The 11941-nt window shown below is 60.1% G+C and carries 14 protein-coding genes; all 14 read right to left on the reverse strand.

The features are described 5' to 3' along the window. Positions 1-4: 4 nt before the first annotated feature. Complete coding sequence (gene ribE / locus AU11_RS10565; RefSeq protein WP_043319264.1) at positions 5-475, reverse strand: 6,7-dimethyl-8-ribityllumazine synthase; 471 nt, start codon at positions 473-475, stop codon at positions 5-7. Between the two features lie 222 nt (positions 476-697). Next, a complete protein-coding gene (ribBA, locus tag AU11_RS10570; RefSeq protein ID WP_043319266.1) occupies positions 698-1813 on the reverse strand; it encodes a bifunctional 3,4-dihydroxy-2-butanone-4-phosphate synthase/GTP cyclohydrolase II in 1116 nt (371 codons plus the stop codon). A 42-nt stretch (positions 1814-1855) separates the two neighbouring features. After that, complete coding sequence (locus AU11_RS10575; RefSeq protein WP_043319268.1) at positions 1856-2518, reverse strand: riboflavin synthase; 663 nt, start codon at positions 2516-2518, stop codon at positions 1856-1858. Positions 2519-2666: 148 nt separating this feature from the next. Continuing rightward, the gene (gene ribD / locus AU11_RS10580; RefSeq protein WP_043320403.1) at positions 2667-3776 is read right to left on the reverse strand and encodes a bifunctional diaminohydroxyphosphoribosylaminopyrimidine deaminase/5-amino-6-(5-phosphoribosylamino)uracil reductase RibD; all 1110 of its coding nucleotides are present in this window, start codon (positions 3774-3776) and stop codon (positions 2667-2669) included. A 20-nt stretch (positions 3777-3796) separates the two neighbouring features. Continuing rightward, complete coding sequence (nrdR, locus tag AU11_RS10585) at positions 3797-4264, reverse strand: transcriptional regulator NrdR (protein ID WP_043319270.1); 468 nt, start codon at positions 4262-4264, stop codon at positions 3797-3799. A 97-nt stretch (positions 4265-4361) separates the two neighbouring features. After that, positions 4362-4820 carry a Fur family transcriptional regulator gene (locus AU11_RS10590; RefSeq protein ID WP_043320404.1) on the reverse strand — a complete coding sequence of 153 codons (459 nt, stop codon included), beginning with the start codon at positions 4818-4820 and terminating at the stop codon, positions 4362-4364. A gap of 125 nt (positions 4821-4945) precedes the next feature. Beyond that, positions 4946-6211: a serine hydroxymethyltransferase gene (gene glyA / locus AU11_RS10595; RefSeq protein ID WP_043319271.1), complete on the reverse strand. Its 1266-nt coding sequence runs from the start codon at positions 6209-6211 to the stop codon at positions 4946-4948. A gap of 336 nt (positions 6212-6547) precedes the next feature. Beyond that, positions 6548-7045 (reverse strand): porin family protein, encoded by a 498-nt coding sequence (locus tag AU11_RS17765; protein ID WP_051687173.1) that lies wholly within the window; start codon positions 7043-7045, stop codon positions 6548-6550. A 90-nt stretch (positions 7046-7135) separates the two neighbouring features. After that, positions 7136-7930, reverse strand: coding sequence for a heme ABC transporter ATP-binding protein (locus AU11_RS10605; protein ID WP_043319273.1), 795 nt, complete (start codon positions 7928-7930; stop codon positions 7136-7138). A 14-nt stretch (positions 7931-7944) separates the two neighbouring features. Beyond that, positions 7945-9015, reverse strand: a complete 1071-nt coding sequence (locus AU11_RS10610) for an iron ABC transporter permease (RefSeq protein WP_043319276.1) — start codon at positions 9013-9015, stop codon at positions 7945-7947. A 40-nt stretch (positions 9016-9055) separates the two neighbouring features. Further along, the gene (locus AU11_RS10615) at positions 9056-9925 is read right to left on the reverse strand and encodes a hemin ABC transporter substrate-binding protein (RefSeq protein WP_081848061.1); all 870 of its coding nucleotides are present in this window, start codon (positions 9923-9925) and stop codon (positions 9056-9058) included. A 49-nt stretch (positions 9926-9974) separates the two neighbouring features. After that, a complete protein-coding gene (locus tag AU11_RS10620; protein ID WP_051687175.1) occupies positions 9975-10412 on the reverse strand; it encodes a biopolymer transporter ExbD in 438 nt (145 codons plus the stop codon). After that, positions 10409-11098 (reverse strand): MotA/TolQ/ExbB proton channel family protein, encoded by a 690-nt coding sequence (locus AU11_RS10625; RefSeq protein ID WP_043319278.1) that lies wholly within the window; start codon positions 11096-11098, stop codon positions 10409-10411. Before AU11_RS10625 ends, AU11_RS10620 begins: the two co-directional genes overlap by 4 nt. A 47-nt stretch (positions 11099-11145) precedes the next feature. Further along, complete coding sequence (locus tag AU11_RS17770; protein WP_156035279.1) at positions 11146-11832, reverse strand: energy transducer TonB; 687 nt, start codon at positions 11830-11832, stop codon at positions 11146-11148. Positions 11833-11941 lie beyond the last annotated feature (109 nt).

Raw genomic sequence — 11941 nt, forward strand, 5'->3', positions numbered from 1 at the left:
TCAATCAGATTTTGCTGATCAGGGAGACCATTTCGAGGGCGGTCTCGGCGGCTTCGCAGCCTTTGTTGCCGGCTTTGGTACCGGAGCGTTCGATGGCCTGTTCAATGGAGTCTACGGTGAGGACGCCGAAGGTCACAGGAATGCCGGTGTTCATGGAGACCTGGGCGAGGCCTTTGGTACATTCGCCGGCGACGTATTCGAAGTGTGGGGTGCCGCCGCGGATGACGGCGCCCAGTGCGATTACGGCGTCGAACTTTTTGGTTTCGGCAATCTTCTGCGCGGCGAGCGGGAATTCGAAGGCGCCCGGTGCGTAGTAGATGGTGATGTCTTCTTCTTTGATGCCTTTGCGACGCAGGGTATCGAGGGCGCCGTCTTTGAGGCTTTCTACTACGAAGCTGTTCCAGCGGCTTACCAGCAGCGCGTATTTACCGGTGCTGCCTACGAAATCCCCTTCGATTACTTTGATATTGCTCATGGTCTTTTCCGTTTTCTGGTAGTTCCCTGCGGGTCCCTTTTCATGCTTCGGGTCCTGGTGCAGTGGCGGTGGAGCACCGGGTATCAGTTTTCAGGACCGCTGTGAACCCATCCCTGGGCGCTGCGGCGCAAACATCCTGTTTGCGACGCTCCTGAAAACTGATACCCGGCACTCCACCTTCAAGTTGTACATTGGTGGTATTACCCACCAGTGTAATTTGTCTTAGATTTCTTCCGCGTTCAGATACTCTTCCACTTCCAGATCAAATCCGGAAATGGCGCTGAATCTAAACGGTGCACTCATCAAGCGCATTTTGCGCACTTTCAGATCTCGCAGAATCTGCGAGCCGGTGCCGACCTGTTTGTACACCAGGTCCTGGCTCGGGCGCTGCTGCTTGCCGCTGATCAGCCAGTCGATGCTTTCCTCGATTTCCTCGGTGGTTTCGTTGTGGCAGATCACGACCACTACCCCCTTGCCCTCTTCCGCGACTTTTTTCAGGGCGTTGCGGAAGGTCCAGGGTTCGTATTTTTCGTCGCCGCGGCGCAGGGAGAATACGTCGCGCAGGGTGCTGGCGACGTGGACGCGCACCAGGGTGGGCTCTTCTGGTTGGAAGTCGCCGAGGCTGAACGCGAAGTGGCGTTCACGGCGGGCTTTGTCGAGGTAGGTGCGCAGTTTGAATTCGCCGAATTCGGTGTGCACATTGCGCTGGTTGACGCACTCGACGGTTTTTTCGTTCAGGGCACGGTAGTTGATCAGGTCGGCGATGGTGCCGATCTTGAGGTTGTGCTGCTGGGCGAATTTTTCCAGGTCCGGGCGGCGGGCCATGGTGCCGTCTTCGTTCATGATTTCGACGATGGCGGCGGCCGGCTCGAAGCCGGCCAAACGTGCGAGGTCGCAGCCGGCTTCTGTGTGGCCGGCGCGGCTCAATACGCCACCGGGCTGGGCTTTGATCGGGAAGATGTGGCCGGGCTGGACGATGTCGGAAGGCTTGGCATTGCGGGCGACGGCGGCGCGAATGGTGCGGGCGCGGTCGGCGGCGGAGATGCCGGTGGTGACGCCTTCGGCGGCTTCAATGGAGACGGTGAAGTTGGTGCTGAACTGAGCGCCGTTGTCGCGGGACATGAGCGGCAGGTCGAGCTGCTCGCAGCGGTCGCCGGTCAGGGTCAGGCAGATCAGGCCGCGGGCGTGGGTGGCCATGAAGTTGATGTCTTCCGGGCGCACCTGCTCGGCGGCGATGACGAGGTCGCCTTCATTCTCGCGATCTTCGTCATCCATCAGGATAACCATTTTGCCCTGACGGATATCGTCGATCAGTTCTTCAACGCTATTCAGTTCCATAACTCTCTCAATAATGTTGTGGGAGCCTTCAGGCCCTCTCGTTTAGGCCTTGTAAAACCCGTGCTGCGCCAAAAATTCCATGGTCAGCCCTTCGCTCCTGGGCTCGGCGGCGGCATCTCCCAAGAGTAGCCGTTCCAGGTAGCGCGCTATCAGGTCCACTTCCAGGTTCACCTTGGTACCGGCCTGGTATCCGCCGATCACGGTCTCGGCGATAGTGTGGGGCACGATGGTGAGTTCAAATTCGGCGCCGTCCACCGCGTTCACCGTAAGGCTGGTGCCGTCGACGGTGATGGAGCCCTTGTGGGCGATGTACTTGGCCAGCTCGGCCGGGGCGCGCAGGCGAAACTGTTCGGCGCGGGCGGTCTGTTTGCGCCACACCACTTCGCCGATGCCGTCCACGTGGCCGCTGACCATATGGCCGCCGAGGCGGGTCTGCGGGGTCAGGGCCTTTTCCAGGTTGACCCTGTCACCCAGTTTCCAGTCCTGCAATGTGGCGACCGCGAGGGTCTCGGCGGAGACGTCGGCCCAGTAGCCGTCGCCGGGCAGGTCCACCACCGTCAGGCAGACGCCGTTGGTGGCGATGCTGTCACCGAGTTTGACGTCGGACAGGTCCAGCTTGCCGGTTTTTACCCGCAGACGCAGGTCGCCGCCCTTGGGTTGCAGGGCGGTAATTTCGCCTACAGCTTCAACAATTCCAGTAAACAATCCGGGCACTCCTAAAAATTGTCTTTTGACGAGAGGGCGTCGTCAGCTCCGTGCTCGGGTCCTCATGTATTTATATACATTCCGGTCCTGTGCGCGGGGCTTCCTAGCCCTCGCGCGAAAATCCTGCTTTTTAGAAGCACCCTCGCGCTTACCGCTCAATATCGGTTGTCGCGGTAATGCGCCAGTCGTGGCCGACTGCGCGCATATCGGTAATGGTGATGGGCAGCATGGACCCCATGCGCTCAATCGGTAGCTCGAACAGCGGTCTGGCGCTGGAGCCGAGGATCTTGGGCGCCACGTAGACGATGATTTCATCCACATGGCCCTGGTACATAAAGGCGCCGGAGAGGGTCGCACCGCTCTCGACCAGCACCTCATTGCATTCGCGGCGGGCGAGTTCTTTTAGCAGTTCGCCCAGGTGTACGCGGCCTTCTTTATCCGCAGGCAGTACCAGCACCTCGGCGCCGGTCTTTTCCAGCCGTGCGCGGCGCTCGCTGTCCGCCGCTTCGGTGGTGACCACCAATGTGGGGGCGTCACCCTGCAAAATAAAGGCCTTGGCCGGGGTGCGCAGTTTGCTGTCTACGATCACCCGCAGGGGCTGCTTCACTGCCGCAGCGGCGGCTTCCGCCTCCGGCAGCGCCATTTCTTCCGGGCGCACGTTCATGTTCGGGTTGTCGTGACGCACCGAATCCACGCCGGTAACGATGGCGCAGCTGCGCGCGCGCAGGTTCTGCACATCGGCGCGGGCGGCGGGGCCGGTGACCCACTTGGATTCGCCACTGGCCATGGCGGTACGGCCGTCGATGCTCATGGCGGATTTGGTCCGCACCAGGGGCAGGCCCAGGGTCATGCGCTTGATAAAGCCCGGATTCAGCGCCCGGCAGGATTCTTCCAGCAACGGGCCTTCCACTTCAATGCCCGCATCGCGCAGTTTCTGTAACCCTTTCCCGCTGACGCTGGGGTTCGGGTCTTCCATGCCGAAGACCACTTTGGCCACGCCAGCGGCAATCAGGGCGTCGGCACAGGGACCGGTCTTGCCGGTGTGACTGCAGGGTTCCAGGGTCACATAGGCGATATTGCCTTTCGCCTTCTCACCGGCGTCGTTCAGGGCCTCGATTTCCGCATGGGGTTCGCCGGCGCGCTTGTGCCAGCCCTCACCGACAATATTGCCCTCGGCATCGGCAATCACGCAGCCCACCCGCGGGTTGGGCATGGTGGTGTAGGTGCCGCGCTCGGCCAACTGGACCGCGCGCGCCATCAGTTCACGGGGGGTAATAATCACTGATCCGCTCCCTTGGGCGTATTCAGACGCTCGATCTCATCGCTGAAATCACTGACATCTTCAAACCGGCGGTACACCGAGGCAAAGCGCACGAACGCGACCTGGTCCAGCTCGCGCAACTGTTCCATGACCAGCTCGCCGATATGCATGGCGGGGAGCTCGCGCTCACCGGTGGCCTGCAGGGCGTGTTTAATCTGGGCCACCGCAGCCTCAACCCGCTCGGTACTCACCGGGCGCTTCTCCACCGCGCGCTGAATGCCCGCGCGCAGCTTGTCTTCGTTGAAGGGTTCGCGCTGGCCGTTCTGCTTGACGACCCGCGGAAGCACCAGCTCGGCGGTTTCAAAGGTGGTGAAGCGCTCGTGGCACTGCAGACACTCACGACGGCGCCGCACCTGGTCGCCATCGGCCACCAGGCGGGAATCTACGACTTTGGTTTCGTCTGCGCTGCAGAAAGGACAGTGCATGAGGATTTGGCCCGTTCGGAAAATGCGCGGAGTTTACCACAGAAGTGCCCACGCCTTGCGCGCCGGGGTAATTGCATAGCGGGCGGGACGGACAGGCTCAGGCGGCGCACCGGTCGCAAAGACAGGGCAACTCCAACGCCGGGCTCAGCAACTGCCAGCCTGCACTGGAAGCGCCCTTCTGCAGGGACTTGATGACATCTCCCTTGATGCCAATCTCTTTCACCGCACCGCAGCGTTCACAGATCAGGAACTGTGGGGTTTGATGGTCGTGACTACAGGCGATATGAGAGCAGGCTACAAACTTGTTGGCGGATGCCAGTTTGTGCACCAGGCTGTTTTCCACTAGGAAATCGAGCATGCGATAGACCGACATCGCCTGAATGGTCTCACCGGTCGCTTCCCGGTATACATCGGCAATCTCGTAGGCGGAAAGCGGCACCGGCGACTTCAGCAGCGCCCGCAGGATGTTCTGCCGCTTTTCGGTAAAGCGCACGCCCTTGGCCCGACAGCGCTCGTCGGCCCGGTTCAGTATCTGCTCTACCTGTCTTTTGTTCATGGACATGCTCTCATCTGCTTTGAGCGGGATTCTAACATTTCGCCCCCCGGGGTCTGCCACCCACAACCAAAAACGGCCCCATATGGGGCCGCCTGGGCTCAGAGCCGAAGATTCGCTGGGAGCACTTACCCTTGATAGACAGGGAACTTCGCGCAGATCTCCAGTACCTTGGCCTTCACTTCGGCAATGGTCGCCTCGGGGCTGCCTTTCTCCAGCGCGTCCAGCACGTCGCAGATCCAGTGGGTGAGCTGCTTGGTCTCTTCCACGCCGAAGCCGCGGGTGGTGATCGCCGGGGTGCCCACACGCAGGCCGCTGGTGATGAACGGGGAGCGCGGGTCGTTGGGGACGGCGTTCTTGTTCACGGTGATGTTGGCATTGCCCAGGGCTTCGTCCGCATCCTTACCGGTGTATTCCTTGCCGATCAGGTCCACCAGCATCAGGTGGTCGTCGGTGCCGCCGGAAACGATGTTGATACCGCGGTCGAGGAAGGTCTCGGCCATAGCGCGGGCGTTTTCGACCACTTTCTTCTGGTAGGCCTTGTACTCGGGGCTCATGGCTTCCTTGAAGGAAACCGCTTTTGCTGCGATCACATGCATCAGCGGGCCGCCCTGGCCGCCCGGGAATACTGCGCTGTTCAGCTTCTTCTCGATCTCTTCATTGGCCTTGGCAATGATGATACCGCCGCGAGGGCCGCGCAGGGTTTTGTGGGTGGTGGAGGTCACCACGTCTGCGTGGGGTACCGGAGACGGGTATTCGCCCGCGGCAACCAGGCCGGCAACATGCGCCATATCGACCATCAGGTAGGCGCCAACCTTGTCGGCGATGGTGCGGAACTTGGCCCAGTCCATGATGCGGCTGTAGGCGGAGAAGCCGGCCACGATCATCTTCGGCTTGTGCTCAAGGGCCAGGCGCTCGACTTCTTCGTAGTCCACTTCGCCGGTTTCCGGATTCAGACCGTACTGCACTGCGTTGTAGATTTTGCCGGAGAAGTTGACCTTGGCACCGTGGGTCAGATGGCCGCCGTGGGCCAGGCTCATACCCAGTACGGTGTCGCCGGGTGCACACAACGCCTGGTAAACCGCGGCGTTGGCCTGGGAGCCGGAGTGCGGCTGAACGTTGGCGTAGTCGGCACCGAACAGCTCCTTGGCGCGCTCGATGGCCAGGGCTTCTACCTTGTCGACGTACTCACAGCCGCCGTAGTAGCGCTTGCCCGGGTAGCCTTCGGCGTATTTGTTGGTAAGGCTGGTGCCCTGGGCTTCCATCACCTGCGGGCTGGTGTAGTTCTCCGAGGCGATCAGCTCGATGTGCTCTTCCTGGCGGCGGTCTTCGTCCTGAATGGCGGACCACACATCGGGATCGTAGGAAGAAAGGGTGACGGATTTATCAAACATGGTATTCCCTCGGATGATAAGGCGCGAATCGCGCAAGCATAATCTCGACAAGGGCAAATCCCGACCCGTTTGTGACCGGCCCGCCCCCAGAAAGCGGCGCATTGTACACCAAGGGAGGCACTGCGGCGCAAAGGGTGCACTTGAAACAAATTCAATTCAGCGCCCCACTCGGTTCATGTTGGCGACGCCGGCAGAATCCTCGGATGCGGGCGTACCAGTTGACGCGTTTATCGACAGGCTTCATAGCGCCCAGTGGTTCCAGCTCCCCCAAAGGTCCACTTACAGAAAACGCGGCTGAAAAGCCGCGTTTTGATATTTGAGTACAGGGTTCGCTACTTAAAAGCGGAACACCAGCGAACCGGAGAAGAAACCTACATCCTCTTCCACGATGGTGTACTCGGCTTCCAAGTTCAGGTTTTCACTGAGATTGAAGCCCGCACCCACCCCCAGAGACAGGCCACTGTCGTCCGCACCGTACCCATCAACGTCGACATTCTCATTCAGAAAGCCGATCTTGCCCTTAAAGTACACATCGCCCTGACTGCGGTATGTGCCGTAAAGCGCCACAGTGGTCAGCGAATACTCCACTTCGCGTGCGGAATAGTAATAGTCGTAATCAAAGGTGCCCTTGGCCGCAGAGGTGGTCACCTCACCCTCGACACCCCAACCGGACGCCCAGCTGTAGCCGCCGCGCACACCGACGTTGAACGGGTTATCACCGTCGATATCGACATTCATCAGACCACCAACAGCACCCCAGTAGCCACCTTCCGCCGCCTGAACAGTGGCCGAGCAGCACACCATGGCCGCAACGGCCAACGCTTTCTTCATCATTTGAACCCCCAGAAGTTTCTACCTTGTTATTGGAGGCGACATTCTATTGGAATCAATTGGGCGCCAACAGCCCAGCGGGATTACACGCCATTACAGCAGCGCACGGTAGCCCGCCATATCCACCAGTTGCCCGCGGTAGCCATAGACCCGCTCCACCAGGTCCGGCTGCAGCAGCGCGGCGGGGGTGCCGTCCGCCTGAACCTGGCCATTGGCCAGCATCACCATGCGATCCGCATAACGGGCGGCAAGATTGAGGTCATGGAGCACGGCGACAACGGCGGTATTTTCACCGGCGATTTCACCTGCCAGCGCCAGTACCTGGTGCTGATGCTTGAGGTCGAGGGCGGAGGTGGGTTCGTCCAGCAGCAGGATCTTTTCTTCACCGGGTTCCGCAAGGCTGAGCTGGGACAGGACCCGTGCCAGCTGCACCCGTTGTTTTTCACCGCCGGACAGGCTGGGGAAAAGTCGGTCACGCAGATGCCATACATCCGCGCGCTGCATAAAGTGCTCTACCCGATCGCCCTGCTCCACCCGCGACAGGCTGCCGGGGCCAAGACCCAGCTGCACCACTTCGCGACTGGTAAAGGCGAAATTCACGTTGGAGTGCTGGGCCAGCAGGCCGTAGCGGCGCGCCAGGGCGCGGTGTTCGCTCTGAGAGCGATACCAGTCTGCCTGTGGGCGGCCGAACAGGTGAATGCGACCGGAATAATCCAGCTCACCGCTGATGGCACGCAGCAGCGAGGTTTTGCCGCAGCCGTTGGGGCCAAGGAGCGCGGTGACTTCACCGCAGGCAAAACCCAGGGATATATGCTCCAGCAACGGCGATGCCGCGCGCGGGTACTGGATCGAGAGATCGGAAATTTCCAACAAACTTTTCATCAACATAGGGCAACCTCCCCTTAGAAAATCTGCTGGCGCTGTTGCCACAGCAGGAACAGGAAGAAAGGTGCACCCAGTAGTGCGGTAATAATCCCCACCGGCATTTCCGCCGGTGCGAAGACGCTGCGCGCGATGGTGTCGGCCACGGTCAATAACAGACCGCCAAGCAGGGCACTGTAGGGAATCAGGTAGCGGTGATCCGGCCCGCGCAGCAGGCGCACGATATGCGGCACCACCAAACCCACAAAGCCTATAATTCCCGATACCGAAACCGCAGCGCCCACGGCGATACCGTTCAGCACGATAATCTGCCGCTTCAGACCGATCACATCCACGCCCAGATGCCGCGCGTCGGACTCACCCAACAGCAGCGCATTCAGATCATTCGCCCGCGCCCACAACAGGCCGGCGCTAATGGCAAAAATAAATCCTGTCACCAGCACACTGGTCCAGGTTGCCCCGGACAGCGAACCCAGCTGCCACATGGTCATATCCCGCAGCGCCGTGTCGGTAGCCACGTAGGCGAACATTCCCAGGGCCGCGCCGGCCAGCGCGGAAATGGCAATACCGGCGAGCAGCATCATTACCACCGAGCGACCGCGGTCACCGAGGATATACACTAGCCAGGTGGCCATAATTGCTCCCGTGCTGGCGAATGCGGGCAACAGCAGCCATTGCAGCTTTTCGTAAAATGCGCCCAGCCAAACACTCAGCACACCGCCAAACACCAGCACGATGCCAGCGCCCACGGCGGCGCCGGAGGAAATACCGATAATGCCAGGCTCCGCCAATGGGTTGCGGAACATACCCTGCATCACCGCACCGCACACGCTGAGGGTGCCGCCGACAATCAACCCGAGCAGTAAACGCGGTAGGCGGATTTCACCCAGCACCAGCGCGTACTGTTCCGGCACATCCTGATCCAGAATACCCGGCCAGCTCCACTGCATCAGCCCGGCGAGCACATCCCGCCAGCCGATGGTCATGGCGCCCACCGCAAGGGAAATACAACTCCCCAACAGCAACAGCGCGATCAGTGCTGGCAGCAGGCTTTTGTCACTCAGGCGAAATTCCAAGGGTGGGGGCTCCATGTAAATTACTTTGGGGCGAAGGTGACGCTACATAGCAAGATCAGTTTCCGGAAAACTTTTCGTTCAACTTTTTCGCCTCCTTCAGGCTGGCAAGCCCCATACCGCCGAGCAGCGCAAAACCATCTACAGAAAAGAAAGCGCCGTTTTTGCCGGCCGGGGTCAGCTTTAAAAGCGGCTGCCATTCCAACAATGCCGCGCCGCCTTGCAACTGTGCATCCTGATCGCTGGAAAACAGAATCCAGTCCGGGCGCAACTCAATCAGCGCTTCGTCAGAGAGTTGTTTGTAACCGGAAAAATCCACCGCATTTGCACCGCCCGCCATGCGGATCAGGCTATCCGGGCTGGTGCCGGTGCCGGCGGCTTTGAGACCGCGGCCCTCTTGAGCGCGGACAAATAAAATACGCGGTGCTTCAGATAGAGAGGTACGGGCACGTTTCAATTCACGCAACTGAGCCACTACATTTTTGGTCAACTCAGCAGCCGGCTTTTCCAGCACTTTAGACAGTCGGTCGATATTGGCAATCAGCTGCTCACCATTCTCTGCTTCCGGCAGTTTCACAATTTTTACACCGGCATTTTCCAGCAGGGTCAGGGTGTTTGCCGGGCCCATATGTTCACCACCAATTAAAAGCTGCGGGTTCTGTGCCAGCATTCCTTCCACCGGCAACTGACGGTAGTAACCGATCACCGGTACTTTTTTGAAACCCGCCGGCAGACGTGTGGAGGAATCCACCGCGATGAGGCTGTTACCGGCCCCCAGGGCCAGCACCAGTTCAGTGATGGAGTGGCCGGTACTGATCACCCGCTCCGGCGCGGCGTCCGCCACCGAGCCCATACAAAGAAGTGCGGCCGCAGCGACGATATGATTGAAAGAACGTTTCAGAGGACGGGTTATTGAAAAAATCATCATTCGAGTCCAATCGATTAGAAGCACATTTCCCAAACAGTAGTTTTCAGTTTCAGGGCACTACCGCAGGGGGCTGCATGGCAATTTCCGCGACGTCCACCCCCTGCTTCTGCAGCAGCGCGAATAAATCCAGCATACGTTGGACCGGCACATTGCGATCCGAGGCCAGAGCTACCGGCCGCGCAGGCTCTGCGGCCAGAGCGGCGAGTAACGCCTGTTCAAACTCCGTCTGATTACTGTAGCCGCGATCTCCGATACCCCACAGATTCGGCCCGTGGTTGGTAAGGGAAACCGTAATGGGATCAGCGGGCAATATGGCCGTCGTATACTCACTGGCGGGTAGATCCATGGGTAATGACGACAGCCGCACATTGGCGGTGAGTAACAAAAACACCAATACGATAAAGATAATATCCAGCAGCGGAGTCAGGTCTGGTGTCAGATTGGCTAGGGAGTACTCCCGCCTGTCTGGCGGATTGATATTGATCACTGCGCCGGCACCGCAAGACGGTCCGCCTCACGTACGCAGGCGTCAGGTGTGTTGCAGCATGGATCCAGACCTTCCAGCCACAGGTTGCCGCGATTGAACAGGTGTTCGAGGTCGGCCACCACGCGGTCGCTCCAGATCGCCAGCAAGTGCGCGCCGGCAATGGCCGGCAGCGCGACCATCAGGCCCGCGGCCGTAGTACTCAGTGCCATTCCCAACCCGTCCGCCAATAGCGCCGGGGTAACTGGATCGCTGCTGCCGGCGAGACCGGCAAACATACCGATCAATCCCAACACCGTGCCCAGCAGCCCCATCAACGGGCTGACAATCCCGATCACCATCAACAGACGCAGGCCGCTGTGTAACTGTCGGCGCTGATCCTGCAGCCACACTGCGGCAATTTCTTCACGCTGGGGCCTCTCCGCCTGCCGATGCTTTAGTAGCAGCGCTATAGCGCGGCTGGCCAGTGCCTGCTCCCGTTCGCACTGGCCGCTCAATGCATCCAGCTCGTGAGCACCGGCGCATTGCAAGCGCCGGAAAGAACTACTGATTCCCCGATGGCCGGTGGTCAGCAGGAACCACAGGCGCTCGCCGAGCAGCGCCAACGCTACCGCGGACACCACCAATAAAGGCCAGCCCATGGGGCCAAGCTGAAGGAAAAGTTCTCGCCAGGTTTGATGCTCGAACATATCGCTCTCGTTCTTTATTACGACATTACGACGTTTGCCATTAAGACTTACAAAGAAAACCGAATGGGCAATTGCACGCGCGACAGCCGCGCCTGACCATTTTCCCGGTAGGGCAGGAACCGCCACCCCGCTACCGCCTTCAGTGCGGCTTCGTCCAGGCTGTCTACGCCGGAAGACCGCAACAGGCGTCGCACCACTTGCGCGCCGTTGTGATCCAGCTGTACTTCCACCACCACCGTACCCTGCTGACGGCGCTGCCGCGCCAGTTCCGGATAGACCGGCGCGCCGGGCGGGCTGGCAAAGGCCGGGCGCTCTACGAGTACCGGTTCTTCGCTGACACTCTGCAACTTTGCCGGGGCCGGTGCGCTGGATGACTGGCTTAGCGCGGGCTCGGCAATGCCCCCCTCAACCGACGAGGGCTTGGGTGGCTCAACCAACTCTGGCTTTTCCGTGTCTGCCTCTTCCGCCTCGACTTTTTTTTCTAACGGATTCTTTTTAGCCGGTTTCACTGGGGGCCTGGAGAGCTCAGGCGCTTCTGGCAGTGGTTGCTCGACGACTTTCTCCGATCGTGCCACTGCCCTCTCCGGCGCAACCGCAGAGGCGAGCTTTACCTGCCCCAGCTTCAGTGCCACTACCCCCGAGGGCGCCTGTAATTCCCGTACCGGCGCAGCCCAGAGCAGCCATCCATGCAGCATGAAGGACAGGGCCATCATTGTGACCATGCGCCATTTCACGGTGATACCCCGCACTTTCTGTCCACCTGCCCCGCAACTCCCGATGCCCTGTATTTGCGCTTCCGGTTTGCCGATAAGATTGAAGGCGTCCCGCCCTTCACCGGTACAG

It is taken from the genome of Microbulbifer sp. HZ11, from assembly GCF_000708675.1.
In the GTDB taxonomy this organism is placed as follows: domain Bacteria; phylum Pseudomonadota; class Gammaproteobacteria; order Pseudomonadales; family Cellvibrionaceae; genus Microbulbifer.